This window comes from Mucilaginibacter lappiensis (genome assembly GCF_050433765.1).
GTDB classification, from domain to species: Bacteria; Bacteroidota; Bacteroidia; order Sphingobacteriales; family Sphingobacteriaceae; genus Mucilaginibacter; species Mucilaginibacter lappiensis_A.
The window spans coordinates 111,611-129,800 of the sequence record NZ_JBNPWP010000014.1; the positions used below are offsets into that span (position 1 = coordinate 111,611).

General features: G+C 42.1%; 24 protein-coding genes. 9 read left to right on the top strand and 15 right to left on the bottom strand.

Annotation, left to right across the window (positions count from 1 at the left end; genetic code table 11):
* Positions 1-109: 109 nt before the first annotated feature.
* Positions 110-565 (top strand): RagB/SusD family nutrient uptake outer membrane protein, encoded by a 456-nt coding sequence (locus M2273_RS29030; RefSeq protein WP_429401649.1) that lies wholly within the window; start codon positions 110-112, stop codon positions 563-565.
* Between the two features lie 107 nt (positions 566-672).
* Here M2273_RS29030 and M2273_RS29035 read toward each other — a convergent pair whose 3' ends face one another.
* The gene (locus M2273_RS29035) at positions 673-984 is read right to left on the bottom strand and encodes a hypothetical protein (protein WP_429401598.1); all 312 of its coding nucleotides are present in this window, start codon (positions 982-984) and stop codon (positions 673-675) included.
* A gap of 298 nt (positions 985-1,282) precedes the next feature.
* Here M2273_RS29035 and M2273_RS29040 point away from each other — a divergent pair, with 298 nt between their 5' ends.
* The 4 genes from M2273_RS29040 to M2273_RS29055 all read left to right on the top strand — a co-directional run bounded on the left by M2273_RS29040 (position 1,283) and on the right by M2273_RS29055 (position 5,740).
* Positions 1,283-2,227 carry a hypothetical protein gene (locus tag M2273_RS29040; RefSeq protein WP_429401600.1) on the top strand — a complete coding sequence of 315 codons (945 nt, stop codon included), beginning with the start codon at positions 1,283-1,285 and terminating at the stop codon, positions 2,225-2,227.
* Between the two features lie 202 nt (positions 2,228-2,429).
* Positions 2,430-2,774, top strand: a complete 345-nt coding sequence (locus M2273_RS29045; protein WP_429401602.1) for a DUF808 family protein — start codon at positions 2,430-2,432, stop codon at positions 2,772-2,774.
* A gap of 578 nt (positions 2,775-3,352) precedes the next feature.
* On the top strand, positions 3,353-5,311 hold the full coding sequence (locus M2273_RS29050) for an ABC transporter permease (RefSeq protein ID WP_429401604.1): 1,959 nt from the start codon (positions 3,353-3,355) through the stop codon (positions 5,309-5,311).
* A 27-nt stretch (positions 5,312-5,338) separates the two neighbouring features.
* Positions 5,339-5,740 (top strand): ABC transporter permease, encoded by a 402-nt coding sequence (locus M2273_RS29055; protein ID WP_429401606.1) that lies wholly within the window; start codon positions 5,339-5,341, stop codon positions 5,738-5,740.
* Between the two features lie 172 nt (positions 5,741-5,912).
* On the opposite strand, the gene M2273_RS29060 is transcribed toward M2273_RS29055, so the two are convergent.
* The 11 genes from M2273_RS29060 to M2273_RS29110 form a co-directional block, all read right to left on the bottom strand.
* Positions 5,913-6,446 carry a dihydrofolate reductase family protein gene (locus M2273_RS29060; protein WP_429401608.1) on the bottom strand — a complete coding sequence of 178 codons (534 nt, stop codon included), beginning with the start codon at positions 6,444-6,446 and terminating at the stop codon, positions 5,913-5,915.
* A gap of 67 nt (positions 6,447-6,513) precedes the next feature.
* Entirely contained in the window at positions 6,514-7,296 is a 783-nt protein-coding gene (locus M2273_RS29065) for a helix-turn-helix domain-containing protein (protein WP_429401610.1), read from the bottom strand.
* Between the two features lie 468 nt (positions 7,297-7,764).
* Entirely contained in the window at positions 7,765-8,142 is a 378-nt protein-coding gene (locus M2273_RS29070) for a response regulator (RefSeq protein ID WP_429401612.1), read from the bottom strand.
* Between the two features lie 49 nt (positions 8,143-8,191).
* Positions 8,192-8,452 (bottom strand): hypothetical protein, encoded by a 261-nt coding sequence (locus M2273_RS29075; RefSeq protein WP_429401614.1) that lies wholly within the window; start codon positions 8,450-8,452, stop codon positions 8,192-8,194.
* A gap of 180 nt (positions 8,453-8,632) precedes the next feature.
* Positions 8,633-8,773 (bottom strand): hypothetical protein, encoded by a 141-nt coding sequence (locus tag M2273_RS29080; RefSeq protein ID WP_429401616.1) that lies wholly within the window; start codon positions 8,771-8,773, stop codon positions 8,633-8,635.
* Positions 8,774-9,049: 276 nt separating this feature from the next.
* Positions 9,050-9,787 (bottom strand): DUF72 domain-containing protein, encoded by a 738-nt coding sequence (locus M2273_RS29085; protein WP_429401618.1) that lies wholly within the window; start codon positions 9,785-9,787, stop codon positions 9,050-9,052.
* Positions 9,787-10,011, bottom strand: coding sequence for a hypothetical protein (locus M2273_RS29090; protein WP_429401620.1), 225 nt, complete (start codon positions 10,009-10,011; stop codon positions 9,787-9,789). The genes M2273_RS29085 and M2273_RS29090 overlap by 1 nt, the downstream gene beginning before the upstream one ends.
* Positions 10,008-10,391 carry a TraR/DksA family transcriptional regulator gene (locus tag M2273_RS29095; RefSeq protein ID WP_429401622.1) on the bottom strand — a complete coding sequence of 128 codons (384 nt, stop codon included), beginning with the start codon at positions 10,389-10,391 and terminating at the stop codon, positions 10,008-10,010. The genes M2273_RS29090 and M2273_RS29095 overlap by 4 nt, the downstream gene beginning before the upstream one ends.
* A 218-nt stretch (positions 10,392-10,609) precedes the next feature.
* Positions 10,610-10,789 carry a hypothetical protein gene (locus M2273_RS29100; RefSeq protein ID WP_429401624.1) on the bottom strand — a complete coding sequence of 60 codons (180 nt, stop codon included), beginning with the start codon at positions 10,787-10,789 and terminating at the stop codon, positions 10,610-10,612.
* Between the two features lie 106 nt (positions 10,790-10,895).
* Positions 10,896-11,180 carry a hypothetical protein gene (locus M2273_RS29105; RefSeq protein ID WP_429401626.1) on the bottom strand — a complete coding sequence of 95 codons (285 nt, stop codon included), beginning with the start codon at positions 11,178-11,180 and terminating at the stop codon, positions 10,896-10,898.
* A gap of 74 nt (positions 11,181-11,254) precedes the next feature.
* Complete coding sequence (locus M2273_RS29110; protein WP_429401628.1) at positions 11,255-11,692, bottom strand: Hsp20/alpha crystallin family protein; 438 nt, start codon at positions 11,690-11,692, stop codon at positions 11,255-11,257.
* Positions 11,693-11,952: 260 nt separating this feature from the next.
* On the opposite strand from M2273_RS29110, the gene M2273_RS29115 reads away from it, so the two are divergent.
* A complete protein-coding gene (locus M2273_RS29115) occupies positions 11,953-12,246 on the top strand; it encodes a hypothetical protein (protein WP_429401630.1) in 294 nt (97 codons plus the stop codon).
* Here the strand turns inward: M2273_RS29115 and M2273_RS29120 are convergent.
* Positions 12,243-12,494, bottom strand: coding sequence for a hypothetical protein (locus M2273_RS29120; protein WP_429401632.1), 252 nt, complete (start codon positions 12,492-12,494; stop codon positions 12,243-12,245). The genes M2273_RS29115 and M2273_RS29120 overlap by 4 nt on opposite strands.
* Positions 12,495-12,773: 279 nt before the next feature.
* Positions 12,774-13,868 carry a hypothetical protein gene (locus M2273_RS29125; RefSeq protein WP_429401634.1) on the bottom strand — a complete coding sequence of 365 codons (1,095 nt, stop codon included), beginning with the start codon at positions 13,866-13,868 and terminating at the stop codon, positions 12,774-12,776.
* Positions 13,869-14,889: 1,021 nt separating this feature from the next.
* Here M2273_RS29125 and M2273_RS29130 point away from each other — a divergent pair.
* The 3 genes from M2273_RS29130 to M2273_RS29140 all read left to right on the top strand — a co-directional run bounded on the left by M2273_RS29130 (position 14,890) and on the right by M2273_RS29140 (position 16,531).
* The gene (locus tag M2273_RS29130; RefSeq protein WP_429401636.1) at positions 14,890-15,153 is read left to right on the top strand and encodes a type II toxin-antitoxin system VapC family toxin; all 264 of its coding nucleotides are present in this window, start codon (positions 14,890-14,892) and stop codon (positions 15,151-15,153) included.
* 64 nt (positions 15,154-15,217) lie between these two features.
* Positions 15,218-15,793, top strand: a complete 576-nt coding sequence (locus M2273_RS29135; protein ID WP_429401638.1) for a hypothetical protein — start codon at positions 15,218-15,220, stop codon at positions 15,791-15,793.
* 171 nt (positions 15,794-15,964) lie between these two features.
* On the top strand, positions 15,965-16,531 hold the full coding sequence (locus tag M2273_RS29140) for a cupin domain-containing protein (protein WP_429401639.1): 567 nt from the start codon (positions 15,965-15,967) through the stop codon (positions 16,529-16,531).
* Positions 16,532-16,761: 230 nt separating this feature from the next.
* Here M2273_RS29140 and M2273_RS29145 read toward each other — a convergent pair whose 3' ends face one another.
* Entirely contained in the window at positions 16,762-17,322 is a 561-nt protein-coding gene (locus M2273_RS29145; RefSeq protein WP_429401641.1) for a hypothetical protein, read from the bottom strand.
* Between the last annotated feature and the right edge of the window lie 868 nt (positions 17,323-18,190).

An 18,190-nucleotide genomic window follows, 5' to 3' on the forward strand; every position in this document is an offset into this window, starting at 1 on the left:
ATTTACCTATGCGCATTGCATAGCAAGCAGGGCAATTGGAAAGGAGTTAGAAAATTAACATGTGATCAATCGCTGACATAAATTTCACTATGAGCCAAGTCTGATCAATATATTCCCGGCATTTAAAAAGTTCTCGAGCAAGATGTGGGTTTATACCAACCAATATTGGATGGGTGATTTTCCGATTATCCGCCTGGGTGAGGTTTATCTGATTGCGGCCGAAGCGGCCCTGCTTAGCACCGGCGACCAGGCTAAAGCTGCACAATATGTTAATATGATACGCAAACGTGCCGCTATAATAGGTCGCGAGAATGAAATGGTAATTACCCCGGCAGAAGTGAATATTGATTTCATTTTGGCCGAAAGAGCCCGCGAATTGGCCGGAGAGCACACCCGATGGATTGATTTGAAACGCACCGGCAAACTTACCAGAGTTTACTTCCAGTCGACCAACCCGTCTGTGGCGTTAAATTTTAATGAAAAGAAACATGTTGTGCGCCCCATACCACAATCTTTCCTGGACGCTATAATAAATGGAAACGAGTTTGGTAATAATGATTATTAAAAACACATAGATTGAATTACAGGTTTGCTAAGCAACCTGTAATCGTTTTATAAATTGGTAGCCGTTTCGCTAAATAGCGAAGCGGCTTTTAATGGTTTTGAAAATAATTACCGTGCGCCATCAATCAAATTGTCTATATCCGCCTTGATCTTATGATAATTAACGGATATATCGTCTTTAATCGTTGTCCTGATTACTGGGATGGATTGGTAACTGTCTTCCTCGGTGCGGATGACGTCATGATCATTTTGTATTTGGCAATGAAAGGTCTTGAGGTCGATCTTATTGGTAGGATCATCGGGCACCATGCCAACGAATTCACCGGATGAAAGACCTGCGATTTTTGAGGCAGGTATGGCGTAATCGAGTTGTGTCGAACGACTCATCGACGTATCACTGTTGATGGATACACTTTCCATTTGCTAATTGATCTTACCGAACCGTTCAGATAATTGTTTGGCAGTATCGCCGGCCACCTGCATATTTTTAGTTAAAATACTACTTATTCAAGTATTTATAATAATTACTACACCCATAGCAACTTCATGGGCTCCGTTTGCAATGCAATATCCCTGCATCTTTAAACCTCCTATTTTTCAATTGATTACACAATAATGAACAAAAAAGTAACAAACGTTTATGGAGATATACAGATTGACAAGCATCAATTTACCTTTGGGAATATCATTTATTCAACCATTTTATAATATCAATACTATGAAAAAAATACTTATCATTCTATTAGGCCTGTCCGCAGGTTTAATAAGCTGTAAAAAAGAAAACAGAATTCCATCCGCCAAACACGAAGAAAACAGCGCTGAAAAATATCCAGTTTCGTTCGCAGTAGCACCATTTGATGTACAAACCGGAACTTTATCGGTACAGAGTGCTGCAAAAAAAACTTCAGCCTTGAAAGATAATTTCAAGTACTTATATTATTATGTAACCAAACAGAGTGATTCGTTGAACGTCATTAAAACCATCAAACAACAATCAACCGATCCGAATTTCGGGAGAGTTACCGATACATTGCCTGCGGGAAAATACAACATTTTTATCATCGGCGCGGCCCGTTCAGACGTGTTGGTATTTACAGGGAACGAAACGTTATATTTTCCCGGTTTATTTTTAGCCTATGAAGGACAAAACTTTCATCGGCCCCCGAACAGCATAGGAGACAACTTTTATAAAAAGATTCCGATTACTGTTAGCAAATACAGCAATCAGGATGTAAAGCTTGACCGGATTGTTGGCCGTGTAAATGTAAAGTTTACAGATGCTATACCTCCGGGAGTGTCTAAAATTGTTGTCAATTTCAATTCCGTACCGGATATCCTTGATCTGTATACTGGAGTAGAGGCTGTCACGAATAGCGTAGGTGGTGAAACCGTAACACAAACGTACATTGTTAAACCCGGGGATGTAGGTAAGACCGGTTTAACGATGGGCGATTATTTTTGGGAGGGCGGACTTTGGATAGACGTCACTTACTATGATCTCAATGGTAACGAGGTTGACCGAAAAGTTCCGACTGGCAGTTGGGTGATTGAGGCAAACACGATTGTTACTTTTTCCGGAAAACTATTCAATCTCTCAACCGGGTTTAATGTAGGCGTGAACAGTGATTGGGGTCCACAGATCAATCAGCCATTTGAGTTTTAATCTGCAAACCTGAAACAAGGGCTCCAAGCTTTTCTGCTTTCTTTGATTTTATATGTTCTCAGATGAGATTGGTCCCTTAAATGGACATTCTGGAAAGCTTGACCAGTCTATTCCGTGCTCTTTAGAGCACCGAGTTGTGTCGGCAATAAGAAAAAACTGGGCTAATTAATTAATATGGTCAAAGTGTTTCGAAACAATTTGTTTGCTATTCCGGAACGCGGTGATCAATGGCTCCGGAATGTCCACCCTGATCGTCAGAATGGATGATACGGGCTTTAAGCTGATCAAAAATCCCGGTAATAAAGGTTTCTACGCAGGTTTTGGTGGCCTGTTGGTCAAGTCCTTACCGGTTATTATCACAGCCTTAAGTATTATTGGAACGATAGCCTTGCTTTTGGTATCGGGCGGGATTTTCAGGCACAATATTGCCTGGTTGCACCAGTTATACCCGGCCCTGCCCGCCATCATTATGGAGTTCGCGCTGGGTTTGGCGGCAGGACTGATCGCGGTTGGCCTTTGGAAAGGCGGCAGGAAAGTCTCTTGTTGATCGAGTAGAGTACGAGCTGAAAGAATTCGCTCTGGACGGGCTCTACTTTCCTTATCAATGGCCCGAACCCGCCACCTATTTAGCTCACACTAAGCAGATAGAAATGTTATGGAAATTTAATCCCACTATAGATTCAATAGGCCTGAACCTAACCGACATAAATACGTTATTGACCAGTGGACAATCAGAAGTACGGGCGGTTAAATATATGGCCAACCGCTTTAGTGATTTATAACGAATTTTGGTTTATGTGGCTGTGAGGCAGGACGTAATCCCTTTTTATCACCTCCCCGGGAAAACCCATCAGATTTAATAAGGTCAATTTTTTTTCTAACAACAAGCCGCATAGGCCGCTGCTATTTGACTCGTTTCGGTTTTAACAGAGTTGGTGTACTAATATCGTACGCTTTTCCATAAACACCGTCCGGATTCGGACGGAGAGCCGCGGAAATAATCCCGGTTTACCTGTAAATTGCCGTTCAGTCTGCTGGCATAGTAATTGAACTGCCAATTAAGTAGTTTGAAGCACTTTTTAAAAGTTTTACAAAACGCTACGACTTACATTTCATATCACATTTATGTTCTCGAACTACCTGAAGATTGCTTTCCGTGTGCTTTGGCGTAACAAAATTTATGTTATCCTCAATATCGGCGGGCTTGGATTTGCGATTGCCTGCTGTATAGTGGCTTATCTTAACTATAACTACCGGGCTAATTTTGACCAGAACTACACGGGGACCGAGCATATTTATCGACTCAACAGTATGCGCGTTGTTGACGGCAGTAAGCAGCCCTGGGGTGTTGTACCCCTGCCGTTGGCCCAGGCAATTCAAAGGGATGTACCCGGAGTGGAGCAGGTTGCCCGACTGAGCAGTGCTGCGGTTATAGTAAAGCATCAGGAGAATACATTCGATGAACATATCCAATACGCCGATAAGGCCATATTTTATTTTTTTGCCTTACCATTAAAATCCGGAAATCTTTCCGATTTTGACCAGCCTGGCCAGGTAATCATTAGCGAAGCTTTTGCAGAAAAATGCTTTTCTAAGGAAATCCCCGTAGGTCGGTCCCTGACGATCATTGGATCAGATGGAAATCCGAAGGTGTATACCGTAGCTGCCGTGGCTAAGCAAATCCCCGCAAATTCAAGTCTTCAGTTCAACATCATTACTTCTTTTGATAATGGCGCTGACGGAAATCAAACACTATCCAATAACTGGGAAAAAGCAAATCGCATTACCACCTTTGTCAAATTAAAAAACAATCAATCCGCTGGTTTGATAACAGGCATCCTTAATCCGTACGTACACGTTAATAATCGCAACAATATTGATTGGCCTGTAGCTGGCTTTTTCCTCCAGCCTTTCTCCGATTTAGCAACGAGTTCAGATATTGATATGCCAGGATACGTTTATGGCAGCCAGCTTACCGTTAATCCCCGTGGCGTATTGGTTATTGTACCGGCGATCATGTCATTATTTATTTTGATGATAACCTGCTTTAACTTTACCAATATTTCTATTGCTTTTGCCAGCGGTCGGTTAAAAGAGATAGGCATTCGTAAAGTGATCGGAGGCCTCAGGAGGCAATTGATCTGGCAATTCCTGACGGAAAATTTGGTATTGTGTACTTTTGCATCGGCATTTGCATTATTTTTTGTCCGCCTGTTATTACCGACAGTCATGCAACTCACCGGCGTTGATCTTTCGCCTGACTTAGGCAAGGACTATGGCTTCTGGATCTTTTTGCTAATAACTCCGGCTTTCAGTGCGATCTTTTCAGGCCTTTACCCGGCTTTGTATATCAGTTCATTCCAGCCGGTAAAAATTCTTAAAGGGAAAACGGCGCTCGGTTCTTCCAATCGTTTTACGCGTTTTTTGCTGATTGCTCAGTTCAGTTTATCCTGCTTTGCGCTGGTGGTCGGTATTGTCATGTCGCAGAATGCATCATTTCAGAAGAAAGCCAACTTTGGATACGCGATCAATGAGATAGCTGTAGCAGAAATCAACAGTCCGCAGGAATACACCGCTTTTAGCCATGTTATTCAGCAATTATCGGAGGTAAAGAGTATAGCCGGGTGTACCCAACAAATCGGTGATGGAACCTACACGCAAACGGTCCAAACACATAATGACAAGATTCAGGTGCAGGCTGCAAATATCGGTGGGGAAGCATACCTCAAAACTATGGGTATTCAATTAGTTCAGGGACGTCATTTTTATGAAACCGGCGCAGATGCCAGTGAATCCATCCTTGTTAACCAAACCTTTGTCCAGCGATTGGGCCTGAAACACCCGCTTGGCCATCGCATAAGCCTCGATAGTATAAAATACACCATAGTTGGCGTTGTAGGTGACTATAAAGAATTCGGCTTACACGACCTTGTACCGCCCTGTGTGCTTCACATGGCAAAACCTGCCGACTATAAATTTATGGTGTTGAGGACAGATGAAAAGAACCTGGCCCGCGTAAACGGGCTCCTACAAACGGCTTGGCACCAAGTGGCCCCTAATAGACCATACCGGGGCTACCTGTAATCAGACCTGATTGAAAAAGAGATCAGAATGACGCAGGGTTTCAAGTTGATCGCGTTTTTTCTGGCAATAGTTACCTTATTGCTGTCGGCGTCAGGATTGTTTGCACAAATTGCGTTGAATATTGACAAACGAAGTAAGGAAATCGGCATGCGTAAAGTTCTTGGGGCTTCGGTGATGCAAATTATCGGATTGATCAACCGGGAGTTCATACGTATTATCATGATTGCCTTTGTTATCGGCTCTGCTTTAGGTTATTTATTTATTAGTAAGTTTATTTTTCAGGTTATCTATAAATATCACCCTGATGCGGGTCCTGAGCCATATATTGCTACTTTATTGATCGTTATACTATCCTGCATCCTGATCATCGGAACAAAAACACTTCAGGCTGCCAGGGCAAATCCGATAGACAGATTAAGGGCGGAATAAATGAGAAAATAATTGACAAATACAGTTTTCCTGAATTTTACCTAGCTCCCTGTCGGCACTTTTCGGTCAACTAAATTACCATTGCTATCCTAGTAGTTTACATCTATTTAAAGATATCCGCCCCAAAATAAATAGCTAAAAGCGAAACCCGCACTAATAGCAGATCAAAAAATCATTTACCGATACGGTATCGGAGCGATACCAAACCGGACTCATAAGTTTTGCATTCCAGCAGACTGATTGGAATGCGACTATCGTTTTCCCGGAAAAGAGGCTTACCGCTACCAAGGAGTATAGGATGCACCGACAACCAGAGTTCGTCTACCAGACCCTCTTTAAGGAGTGCATCAGTAAGCGATGCACCGCCGTAGAGCCATATATCTTTACCGGGCTGCTCTCTTATCCTTCGCGCCACAGTAATACTATCTTCCGATATAAGCACGGCGCCTTTCTTTACTGATGTAAGTGTTCTGGAAAATATGTATTCCGTCATTGCCGGCATGCCGGGTACAGTTTCTCCGTTATTGCTATCGGCATACTGTTGCAACATTTCGTAGCTTTTACGGCCGATGAAGATAGCATCCACACGGGTAAAAAATTCCTTTAAACCATAGTCCTGGTCTGTAAAACACCAGTCATATTCACCATTTGGCCCTTCAATGTATCCATCTAAAGTTATGGCCAGTCCCAATATTAGTTTTCGCATATCAATCATTTTTTTTGTAAAACAAAAGTGGGTAGAACCGACCATTTCAAATTGTACAAAACGGACATCAATACAAAATATTCGTCGCAAGCGCGACCTGCCCGGGCGTGTGTCCTGTAAAAGCCTTGTAGTCACGATTAAAATGTGCCTGATCGTAATAACCACTTTCGTAAGCCACCTCGGTTAGTGAAAGTAAAGGATACTTTTTCAGGTGATTGAGCGACCTGATGAACCTGCAGACACGCAGGTATTCTTTGGGTGATAAGCCCACAATCTGCTGGAACTTTCGTGAAAGATGGCGTTGGCTAAGGCTGGTATCATTAGTAAGCTGCTTTACAGGCATGTGTTCAGCTGATCTTTGTATCCTCTCCAGACAATAGGCTACCTGCTGGTCGTATTCATTTTGCGTCAATTGTCGCAGCAAATATTGCTGTACGATACATGTACGTGCCTTATGATTACAGGCATCAGCTAGCTTATTCTCTATTTCTGCCGCCATACCATGCCATAAATCTGACAATGCCAAAGTTCTGTCGGCTAATATATGCATCGGTAAATGAAAGAACCTGTACGCCACTCCCGGATAAAAACAAATGGCAACGCAACCAGCGCCTTTGCGCATCTGCACATCCGAGTGACGGCTCATCCGAAAAGTAACAATGCTGCGATTGTACAGCTCGTTGCCAATAATGGCCACAGCGGTATCGGTATAGTTCACAAATAGTTCAACGCAAGTATCAGGTAGTACACGTATATGATTTGTGTCTACATCAGCTTCGCAGTCCATTGTACATATCAGTTTTACGTAGGGCTGCAGCTCGGGAATGACTTCAAACTGCTGAATAAACATATTAATAAATATAGGTTATATCATCAAATTGCGGGCAAATTTTATAATAATAACTTGAATCATAAAGTTAACGCGGATACGGAGCGTATTGAAAGAGTAATTGTCAAATTCCTGAGTAACGCAGCAACAACTGCTAAGTCACTGTAACCGATCATGCGCCTGGCATGCCAGCGGATAAACAACCCTTCCTTTTCGACCGTTAATACCAGCTTAATGGAAATGAAAGCCATTATTCCGTCTAAGCCTATTTATCAGTTCAGAAGTCATTAAGCGACACCAGGAAAAATCTGCGTTAACAGCAAGTTGGGAGCCGGAAGTACATTCTGGTTTTCATTCCGATTTAATGTTTTATGGTATCGTTTCCGCCTGAGACACCAAAAAAGCCCCCCGCTATTGGAGGCCTCGACAGGTTCGGCAATAACGTATCGGCTTGTAATATTTACAAAACGATTATTACTAACATTTATTTCAAACTGAGGCACTACCGGGCTTCGCAATGTATTTCCGCACGATATAGTATAATCGGTCTAAATCGAAAGGCTTTTTTATATAAGCATCAAAGCCGGCCTTATTATATTCTTCGTGGATATTGCAGTTGCAACTCATTGCAATAACGGGCAGGTGTGGATATTTTTCTTTGATCCGGTGGCACATGTCTATACAGATATGCCCATCCAGCTTGTAATCCAGCATAATAATATGTGGCCGAATCTGGTCGATATAATCAATGAGATCTCCAGTATCAGCCGCTAATGGAAAAACAACAAAACCTTCCAGTTCCAGGACCAGGCTAAGTGTTTCCATAACCGCCGCGTCTGTCTCCTGTAAGACTATTTTTTCGCACATAAGACATGGAATAAACAAAGAATCGAACTATTGATTTATATAACAGCATTTAAAATGCTCCCGAATACTGGGGCTTGTCGTCAGTACTTATCCTGTAAAAATTTTTGTTATATCCCAACGACTTTTTTTCCACTATTCCCCTTTCTACAAGCTTTTTCAATCTGGTGTTAAAAGCACTGATGCTCATTTGATGCCCCAAAGGTTTCATTTCCATCCAGAGTGTCTCGGCATCTTTCTCCTCGTCTATACGCGTAATATAGTTGATTATCTTATCGTAAATTAAGATATCTTTTTCCTGTTGTTTTGTCATTCTCGATTTCGAAGACCGATATTTAGGATCGCTTATCATATTATGGGATTACTGAACAAGATATTAATATTTGAGGCAGCTATCAGGATATACTCCGTCGCTTAACAAAGCGATAGACTCGCATTAAGATATTAACCAAAACTGTAGAAAAGTTGGAGTTGGCAAATTGAATCCGTTTTTTTAATAATATAGTCTCCGTTGATGGCTAGTTTTTTTGCTGATGTCCAAATGATGATCATAGAGCGAGTATATAAAAAGCCATATCGCGCCAAAACTCATATCCTTAAAAACTTCTTCGGGCACCTGACGGTAGTTGTACACTTTGCCGGAGTGGTACCGAATGGTCAGCGTTTAATCCGGCATGAGACTATCCATCTTCGTCATCAACTGGAGATGCTTATCCTGCCGTTCTACCTTTGTTATCTGGCAAATACTTCATCAATCGCTTTAAATATGACCATGAAAGCGCTTACCTGAAAACCATATTCGAGGGGAAGCCTATGCCGAAGAAGGCAATCCCGCCTATTTGAAACAAAGGAAATTATGGGCCTGGGCCAGCTATTAACTCAGCTGCATATTTTCGGCCGCATCGTGATGCTAGTTTTGTTCTTCCACGCAATGTTTTAGAAAATGAAGGTTTTGCAGGGCGGCTCCCGCTGTATTATTAAAGTAAACGTAAACGGATTTACCTTCCTGCTGCCACTCTGTCATATACGAAGCATATTCATACAGGAAACTTTCACTATAACTGCCTTTATAATTGCCGGAGGGACCATGGAAACGCAGGTAAACCAGGTCATCGGCGGTAAGCTCCAGAGGCGAGGCTGATTTGGGCATATCTTGCAAAACCATGGCCGCCTGGTGCTGGTTTAAGCGTTCAAAAACTTCATCCCTGTACCATGATCGGTGGCGGAATTCCAGGGCGATGGGCCAGGTATAGGTTTTAAGTATAACAAGCAACGCTTTCAATTGCGGGAGAGCACTTACTTGCAGGCTTGGTGGAAATTGAACAAGCAGGCAACCTTGCTGCGTTTGCGGTAATTGGATCGCTTCCATGAAACGCGCAATGTCTGCTTCGGAGAACAACAGGTTTTTCTGATGGGTAATCTCTTTCCAAAGTTTAAAGGTAAAGCGAAAACTTTCGGTCACCTCGCTTGCCCAGCGTGTCACGGTCTTTGCCTGTGGTATTTTATAAAACGAACTGTTGATCTCAATGCTGTTTTCCTGCAGGGCATAGTAAGCCAGGCGTGACAAATGGCTAAGCTCCGGTGGAAAATCCCGTTTAGGCCGGTCGAGCTGCAGGCCGCTCGTGCCGCCAAAGAATTCCTCCGCCATCAGTCCAGGATAATGTACCAGTGGTGTTCGTCATCCAGCGCATAGCTCAGCCCATCGCTCATTTCATAGACATCGCGGCCGGGTTTTTCACTGTGATAATATTTCTCGTCACGAATGACTGTTCCGTTATTCTCCACGCGCAGGAAAAAAAGCAGTGCGCCCAGATTTGGCGCCACGTCTTTGAGGTGCCTGGCCTCTCCTTCTTTGACAAATGCGGAGCTCATGGCTGACTAAGTTTGGCTTCCATGCTTTGGGTGGTATGCGGAACGGCACGCAGGCGTTCTTTCGGTATCAGCTTACCGGTCGAGCGGCAAATCCCATAAGTTTTATTTTCGATACGTGTCAGGGCGCCTTCCAGTTGTTCGATGAATTTCTTCTGACGTGCAGCCAGTTGATTGGTTTGTTCCTTTTCATAAGTGGCTGATCCATCTTCCAGGGTCTTGCCGGCAATCGCGGCTTCGTCACCATTGGTGTTGGCCGAACTTAATGAGCCGGCCAGTTCGTATAGCTCTTCGCGGGCTATCCGGATCTTTTCCACAATAAGGTCCTTAAATTCCTGTAGTTCGCTGTCGTTGTATTTTGTTTTGATGATCTCTTGTTGCATGATATTCTTAACAAGTTTTGAAAGTAAAGGTTGGCGCAAACATTCCATATTAAATTTCTATAAAAAGCGTCCAGGTAACGGCGCGCACGAAAAGATTTCAACCAATAGCTACAACGTACACCGCCGGTTTACTGCATATCAAAGTGAGCTTAATAGCGTTCAAACCAGAAAGCGTCAAACAATTAAAGCTAATCCGCTACGACCCGCACACCCGATGTTTAAAGAATACCTGGTCGGGGCGGCGTTTCCTGCGGATTGTTTTCCGGCGGATACTCGTCCGGTATGATCTGCGGGTCTTCCTGCTCCGCCGGATCTTCCTGCGGGCTTATTTCCGGATTTTCTTCCGGCACCGGATATTCCGGTTTCTCTCCCGGAAAGGTCTCATGTTGCTTTCCCATTGTGTTTCGTGTTATCTTTAAATATAACCTCCCACTGCCGCTATTGTTTAAAACCTCCTGATTTATTAAAACAGCCCGGCCCAGTCATCCTCATTGTTAGCTATCATCACATGTCCTCCAGGTTTTTTAAGCGAAAGATCTCCCTGGCAATGAGTTTGCTGTTACAGCCAAGTTCTTCCAGCGTGCAGCAAATAGTCTTGATCTTCACCGGCAAATCACCAACGGTTTCCATCAGGTCGATATGTAACGGTGCCTTTGTATCCTGACTCCCTTTTAAGCTGTTAAAAAGTTCATAAGCTGCTTCCCGCCCATTTCCAAAGAAATATTTCCCGTAATTCACAAAACCCTGCGGCGTGCTGACGCTAAGTAAAATATAAAATTGCGTTTCCATAGGATGTTAAAATCAAAGGGCCCCTGTAAGCAGGAGCCCTTCGGTTTAAAAAATAATTTTTAAAATAATTACATTTATTTGATCTCGATCTGGCGGCGCACCAATTTGGCCTCCTCGCGTTTAGCGATATCAATGTGCAGGATGCCGTCGGTATAAGAGGCATCGATCCTGCTGTCGTCCGCGCTTTCAGGCAGCGTAAACGAGCGCACAAAAGAACTGTAGCTGTATTCGCGCTTGTTGTAATTTTTTGCGTTGTCCTGTTGATTAGCGGAGGTTTCCACCGAAATGGTTAAGTTGTTGCGTTCCAGGTTCAGTTTAAAATCATCCTTTTTCAAACCCGGTGCAGCCAGTTCTACATGATAGTTATTTTCGCTTTCGCTGATATTAACAGCAGGCACGCGGGTAACCATACGGTCGCTAACGAACGTGTCGTTAAAGATGGATTCAAAAACATCATTAATGCCTGGCAATAATGAATTGTTACGGTTGTTGTTAAATTTAACTAAGGTCATGGCCTTTTCTCCTTTAAATTTTACTTTAAAAAATAAATGAACAATAATTAATTAAACCGATCATACTGATCATTGTACCTCTTACAAGCAACATGCCAATCCAAAATGATGATAGAAAAAATGAAAATCCGGCAGTTTCAGGCTGAATTTTTTTCAGGGCGAGTGCCATTTTTTCACTGGCGAAGCGTGTTGCATAAGGCGTCTGCAGCTATTTTACCAACGTATCAAACTTTATGCGCCTCTGGCGCTTATGTATGCCTATGGCAGCTATCAAAAATGTTAAACCACTCAGCGCAGAAAAGCTGTTTGATCTGTTAAAAACGGAATTCGCGGATTATATCAATGAAAAACTGGGTTCCAACCTGGCGATTGAATACGCGCATGTGTATGATGTGATCAATGTGCTGTTCCCGGAAGTAATCGACGGCCCAGCCCTGACCATCACGGTAACAGACGACGTCCTGATCGTTACTGTTCATGCGACCGATTCGGATTACAATACCGATTTACTGGAAGAACATTTGATCCGTTTCCTGGAGTTAAAAGCCAGTTAGCCGGCCATTTTATTTACGACGTGATTGGCCACAGCATTAACCACTTTCCTTTTGATTTTGTTTTTTTTGCTGACGGCATCCGCTGCCGCGTCTTTAGCAAACGACTTGATTTTCTTTTTCAGGCTTTTGCGGGTGTCCTTGCCGATTTCGGTCAGGAACAGAAAAGCGATGGCGCCTGCAGCCACCGCGCCTATAGCGATAGCACCGATCAGTGCCGTGTGGTTATCTTTTTTTAATGGATTTCTCATAAAAGATGAACACCGCTTGCCGCTTATTGTTCGCACTTTACTTCAGCTGGTGACGCTTTCAGGTCCGACGAGAAATATTTGCTTTAACAGCTCAGCCGTGCCGTTTTGCGCCGGTGAGGAGGGCAACTTAACGGGGTTTATCCAGGTATGACATCTGCGCGCACTTGAGATTAATAGAAAATACTATTAGATAAGTTTAAATGTATAAGAATATCTAATAGTGCAGTGATACTCCGGTCATAAGTTGAAGTTCGAGTAACCTATCAAATAAGACCAGTATCATTGCTTTGTTATTTTTCTGATGACACCATTAACTTGATCCGCCACAAATATACCGTTTGGGTTTACGGTTAGCCCTGTCGGAACGTTGAAACTTGCCTGTAATGCAGATCCATCCTGGTAACCCTCGGGTAAGTTTCCGGTAATAGGAGTAAGAACATTAGTATACGAAAGATGAAACAACTGGTTTGATACCACTTTATTTCCGTCCGAAAAAGATCTGACAAAGAAAAACACATTTTCATATGGAGATAGATTATAGTCTTTATCTCGTTTAGTTACGGCAAAAGTTTCAATGTAATGGAGATTTTTATAGTCGGGTTTCAACCTATAGACAGTTGTTACCTTGCCTTGTTTGCTGATTTTCCTTATACTTTGCCCCACATCGATACCTCCGCCATCGACGACCCAAAGGTAACCGTCTTCCCCAAATTTGAGATAAGTTGGATAGGTGAAATGTGCGTTTTCGCCTTGCCCGTCTGCATACCCGCGCACGCCCTTTTTTCCTGCAAGTATGCTCGTACCTCCCTGTTTTGTAAATTTAATAATTCGGTTGTTGAGGAAATCGGCCATGTAAATGCTGCTGTCAGGTGCTATCGCTAAGTCAAGGATCTGCGTAAGTTTTTCCTTCACCGGCAGAACAGTTATTTTTTTGTTCTTATCTGCTTTAACTATAGCATTGGTATCAATACTGCCATCGGTATTCGAATATCTACTTACAAAATAGACACTGCCGTTCGCCCCCGCTTTGATGCCGTAAGGACTGTCATAACTCAAATATTTACTGTAAATTCCATGAGGGCTCACTTTGTAAATTGCATTGCTGAAAGGTAGAGTAACATACATCGATCCCACAGCATCACTGCATATATAGCAAGGATATGGCAATGACGGCAAGTTGGTCCCGGAATTCCTGCCAACTACTGTACTCACTACATAGGATGAAGTCAATGAACTTGCTGTTGAAGTAGCTAAACTAATATTTTTTTGTTCCGAAATTTTAGACAATGGCGTGTCTTTTTTACAGCTTTGTAACGGTAGAATTCCGGACATGCATACGCTAAGCGAAATCATCTTGATAACTTTTGCTTTCATGGTAACTTAATTGGTTATTCAAAACTAACAGCAAAATAGCTTGCAAATATGGGTCGACTATAATTGTGAAAAAATTGTAAAGAAATGACCGGGTTCTATGATAATCTTATGCCGTGATCCCTGCCGGATCATTACCAAATCCTTAGGACCAAGGGATGCGGATGTCCAGGGAAGCCTGACCAAAACATGGCTTGCCCCTCCGCTTCATTATGAGTTTATGTGAGAAATAAGAAGCAAAAGACAATAATTAGAAATTCCTAAATCAACCTTTTTCGGCCCGATATGCGGTTGGACATTGGTCATTGTATTGCACTCGGCCTTATTGTGTTCGGCTCCAGGGGGGAATTAAAATCGGGTCCGGAACGAAAGAACCTGTGCTCTTACATTCAAAGTTCGTTTCAGGACCTGCAAAGACCCGAAGGCGTACAGCTCTACCAAGACAATTAATAAGACACGCATCGTCCGGGGTCTTGAAGCTACTGAAGCAAGCCATCTTTCAAGGGAAGCTTCTTGGGCTTCACTTTGGCGAAGCGCCGGGCCCTTAAAACCCCGGCGGTATTTTTATTAATCAATCACTGTTCCAGATTAGCAACTTGCTGATATATAGCAAATAGTGTTTTATTGAACGAATTATTGTGACAAACGAACATGGAGTTATTCGCTTTTCAGCGTAGTGTCATATCCAAAAAATTATTGCATAAAGGTATGCTTGAACAAGCCGTGCGAATCAGTAAACAAGATCTTGAGTCGAGAGATATTTAGTGACAAAAAATCGGACAAGACTTGATTTTCAAGCTTGTCCGATTCGGTAGCCCTACTAGGCGCACTAACCGCACCCCGTGCGAAGTCGAGCCCCTCTTAAATGACATCTTATTACAGGTTAAACGCTTGAATAAGGAAGACCAGCTTAACCTTTTAGAAAAGCTTGCACTGTTAATTCGTAAATCTGAACACAAGGAAAATAAAACAAAGTTAACTTCTATATCTGGCGTAGGTTCTTCTCTATGGAGCAATACCGGTATTGACGGATATATCGACCAGGAAAGACAGTGGTAATAATGCTGATTTTTATCAAAAGCGTATTTTTCTGGATACTGCTCCGCTAATCTATTTCATCGAAGGCCATTCAACTTACCAGGATAAATTAATGGCGTATTTTACTTCGAATGATAATGGAGATTTTACTTTCATTACCTCTTCCATTGCGCTTTTAGAAGTTTTGGTTAAACCTTTAAAGGAGGGCAAATCAAAACTCGTTACCCAGTATAAAATTCGCTTTTTGTAGGTTTGCAGAAAATATATTAAAATTCCTTTTTTATGAGGGCAATTTTACCTTAATTTTAGGTGATATGAGACATACTAACAAGCTAATTTTATTAACTGCGATTTGTGCAATAACAGTTAATGCGTTTTCTGTGCATGCTCAACAAAATAATGATATAAATAGAATTACTCAACGTGATGGCAGGCATGACTTCGATTTTGAAATAGGCACCTGGAAGACAGCGTTAAAACGTTTACAGGAGCCTCTGACAGGTTCATCGTCATGGGTCGAATACAGCGGTACCACTGTGGTCAGGAAGGTTTGGAACGGTCGTGCCAACCTGGTCGAGCTCGATGTGACAGGTCCTTCAGGACATATTGAAGCGTTAAGCTTGCGCCTATATAATATAGTAGCCCATCAATGGAGCTTGAATTTTTCCGGTAGCGGCAGTGGCGTTATGAGCCAACCGACTATAGGGCAATTCCAAAATGGACGAGGAGAATTCTACGATCAGGAAACATATAATGGCAGAGCAATCTTAGTCCGGTTTATAATATCTGATATCACAGCCAACTCTTGTCACTTTGAACAAGCCTTTTCTGCTGACGGCGGCAAAACATGGGAAGTAAACTGGGTGGCAACAGATACAAGAGTAAGATAATAGCTGGCAGCCGGAGCAATGGTAAGCTCCTTAGCCGCCAAATTATTGTCCGCAAAGTTTGCTATTGAAGACCATTCTGCTAGCGTAACTAAATCATTATAACTACTTTTATATCAACCTGGTAATACGCCGGTAAGGTCCTTTTTATATACCAATGCAAATCGTTTTATCATGAAAAGAAATAATTTTATTACTTCCGTGCTAATGTTTGCGGCGATGCCGTTAACATCCCTTGCTATTGATGTAAAAAGATTATTGCGCATAAACAAGGGCTTTAAAATAAACGCGGGAGAAGGCCGCATACATGGCCATATTAAATTAAAAGGGGTCAATTCCAACATATTGGATGTAAAAATATCCGGCAGTGATACCGATGGTGACCTGGCCATTTTTGAGCAAACAAGTTTATCGCAGGGCCGGGGTACACCGCTGCATGTCCATCTTTTGCAGGATGAAATATTTTACGTTTTAGATGGCGCCTACTATTTCCAGGTTGGCAAAGACAAGTTTCATTTACGTACAGGAGAAAGTATTTTTTTACCCCGCAATGTACCTCATGCCTGGACCCAAGTATCCGAAAAAGGAAAAATGACGGTTACATTGCAGCCGGCCGGTAAACTTGAAGAATTTTTTGTAACCATGCAGGCTTTAGATCATGAGCCAACAGAACAGGAACTTGCCAAAATTTTTAACGACCATGACATGCAAATTGTAGGTCCTCCCTTAAAACTGGATTAAAATTCATAGCGTTTCAGTGTACCATTAGAAGCACCGGGTAAGGTGCTCCGTCACTTGGCGTCTTTGTAGGCCTCCTCTTAGAATAATCTTTAGTGTTTCCGATAAACAGGGATTGTCCTGTAAATAAGCAAAGTAGCATTTTTCGGAGTATTCCCGAGGTAGACTAAACCAATAGGATCGTCATCGTATTTGTCGTCACAATTACATATTAGCCGGGGTCTGGGCGAAACTCAGGCTTTTAACTGGTGTTCAATATTCATCAGCAACTTATAAAAGGCATGGTATATTTTTCGTAATTGGGCAGGGTTATTAATGCCCTCGTCAATGTTTAGTTCCAGATAGGCATGTTGTTTGTCATTCTCATCTGTATCAACATAAATTCCGCAGTCAAAGCTTTCAAGCATTGAAAAAACTTTTTGTATATCAGCATCCGCAAATACATGCCGAACCTTTTCCTTATTGTCGGTTTTAATAACGAGGTGTTTATCCAGGTTTGGATAGCCAATTTCCACATCCTGCATGCCAAAAAATTTACCAACCTGGTCGATAAAACTTTTATCATGTATGGCGAATTTAAAGGTATTTTTATGTGACAGAATCGCACTCAGCTGGGTTAATGCCGAGCTAGCTTCAAAGCCTCCGCCCAAATCGATGCCAATATATAATTTGATCTGCTTTTTTCCCTGTTTTATGAGCAAGTTATAATCAAATATATCTTCCTGGAGGATGGACGCTACACCAACCCACACTTGCTGTTCGGTATTGCCTGAAACGATCTTTATATCTTCCATGAATTTAATAACAGATTAAACAAGCTTATGTTTAACTAATTGGCCACTACGCGTTTAAACTAAGTACAAACTGAACTATCTTTTTTCGGTAAGCCCCTTTTCATTCACTGGAAAGATATGCCAGAATGTAGCCACTTCGCCACGATGGAGCAACCGGAGCTTTTTTCGCCGATTTTAAGGAATTTGCCGCGGGCTTTGACATTCATCGCCAGGTGAATTATCGGCACTTCAACAAAAAACAGCCAGTGCTGCGGGGATAATATACACTAAGACAGTAGAGGCTGCGTTAAAAATATATCAGTTATTTCAACCAACACCACTACTATTTCTACTGGTGTTTCTATTGTTTATTGATAAAAAAATAAAGCTTATGGAAACGATCAAGTGTTTCTGATGAATCTTTCATGATCCTATTGTCTGTTTTAAATTTTATACAGCAAAATTAAATCCAGGTTATGACAGCAGTGTGTCAGAGGTGGTATTTTTCTTTTATTATAAATGAAATTATTTTGCCAACAAACCTATTGTCATTATCAGATTATACAGCCATTACTAGAAATGATCCGTATAGTTCTTTTACAGAAATAGCTGATCTATGGCGGCCGCAATAGCACTGCCCTCTTCGCCAATTCGCTTTCTTTCCTAAGATCTTGAACTTAAGCACTAAAGGTGGGCATTTTGAAATTGGCCAAGCGGGGGTCAATCAGGTGTGGATTATCCACCCTTTTCGCCAATTAACTTTCTTTTTCTAATAGATTAAACTTAAGCGCTTAAGGTGCTCATTTTAAAATTCGTTAAAGGGATCGATCAGGAGTGGCTAATCCACTCTGGTCAATTGAGTATGCATGTAGTATATAAAATTGGAATT

What these genes read in the sequence shown, in the direction of transcription:
- M2273_RS29135 (WP_429401638.1), top strand. Translation starts at nt 15,218, where the DNA reads ATGAGACATACTAACAAGCTAATTTTATTAACTGCGATTTGTGCAATA.
- M2273_RS29075 (WP_429401614.1), bottom strand. Translation starts at nt 8,452, where the DNA reads ATGACAAAACAACAGGAAAAAGATATCTTAATTTACGATAAGATAATC.
- M2273_RS29085 (WP_429401618.1), bottom strand. Translation starts at nt 9,787, where the DNA reads ATGGCGGAGGAATTCTTTGGCGGCACGAGCGGCCTGCAGCTCGACCGG.
- M2273_RS29090 (WP_429401620.1), bottom strand. Translation starts at nt 10,011, where the DNA reads ATGAGCTCCGCATTTGTCAAAGAAGGAGAGGCCAGGCACCTCAAAGAC.
- M2273_RS29035 (WP_429401598.1), bottom strand. Translation starts at nt 984, where the DNA reads ATGGAAAGTGTATCCATCAACAGTGATACGTCGATGAGTCGTTCGACA.
- M2273_RS29110 (WP_429401628.1), bottom strand. Translation starts at nt 11,692, where the DNA reads ATGACCTTAGTTAAATTTAACAACAACCGTAACAATTCATTATTGCCA.
- M2273_RS29055 (WP_429401606.1), top strand. Translation starts at nt 5,339, where the DNA reads ATGACGCAGGGTTTCAAGTTGATCGCGTTTTTTCTGGCAATAGTTACC.
- M2273_RS29140 (WP_429401639.1), top strand. Translation starts at nt 15,965, where the DNA reads ATGAAAAGAAATAATTTTATTACTTCCGTGCTAATGTTTGCGGCGATG.
- M2273_RS29065 (WP_429401610.1), bottom strand. Translation starts at nt 7,296, where the DNA reads ATGTTTATTCAGCAGTTTGAAGTCATTCCCGAGCTGCAGCCCTACGTA.
- M2273_RS29095 (WP_429401622.1), bottom strand. Translation starts at nt 10,391, where the DNA reads ATGCAACAAGAGATCATCAAAACAAAATACAACGACAGCGAACTACAG.
- M2273_RS29125 (WP_429401634.1), bottom strand. Translation starts at nt 13,868, where the DNA reads ATGAAAGCAAAAGTTATCAAGATGATTTCGCTTAGCGTATGCATGTCC.
- M2273_RS29060 (WP_429401608.1), bottom strand. Translation starts at nt 6,446, where the DNA reads ATGCGAAAACTAATATTGGGACTGGCCATAACTTTAGATGGATACATT.
- M2273_RS29040 (WP_429401600.1), top strand. Translation starts at nt 1,283, where the DNA reads ATGAAAAAAATACTTATCATTCTATTAGGCCTGTCCGCAGGTTTAATA.
- M2273_RS29145 (WP_429401641.1), bottom strand. Translation starts at nt 17,322, where the DNA reads ATGGAAGATATAAAGATCGTTTCAGGCAATACCGAACAGCAAGTGTGG.
- M2273_RS29070 (WP_429401612.1), bottom strand. Translation starts at nt 8,142, where the DNA reads ATGTGCGAAAAAATAGTCTTACAGGAGACAGACGCGGCGGTTATGGAA.
- M2273_RS29100 (WP_429401624.1), bottom strand. Translation starts at nt 10,789, where the DNA reads ATGGGAAAGCAACATGAGACCTTTCCGGGAGAGAAACCGGAATATCCG.
- M2273_RS29105 (WP_429401626.1), bottom strand. Translation starts at nt 11,180, where the DNA reads ATGGAAACGCAATTTTATATTTTACTTAGCGTCAGCACGCCGCAGGGT.
- M2273_RS29115 (WP_429401630.1), top strand. Translation starts at nt 11,953, where the DNA reads ATGGCAGCTATCAAAAATGTTAAACCACTCAGCGCAGAAAAGCTGTTT.
- M2273_RS29120 (WP_429401632.1), bottom strand. Translation starts at nt 12,494, where the DNA reads ATGAGAAATCCATTAAAAAAAGATAACCACACGGCACTGATCGGTGCT.
- M2273_RS29050 (WP_429401604.1), top strand. Translation starts at nt 3,353, where the DNA reads ATGTTCTCGAACTACCTGAAGATTGCTTTCCGTGTGCTTTGGCGTAAC.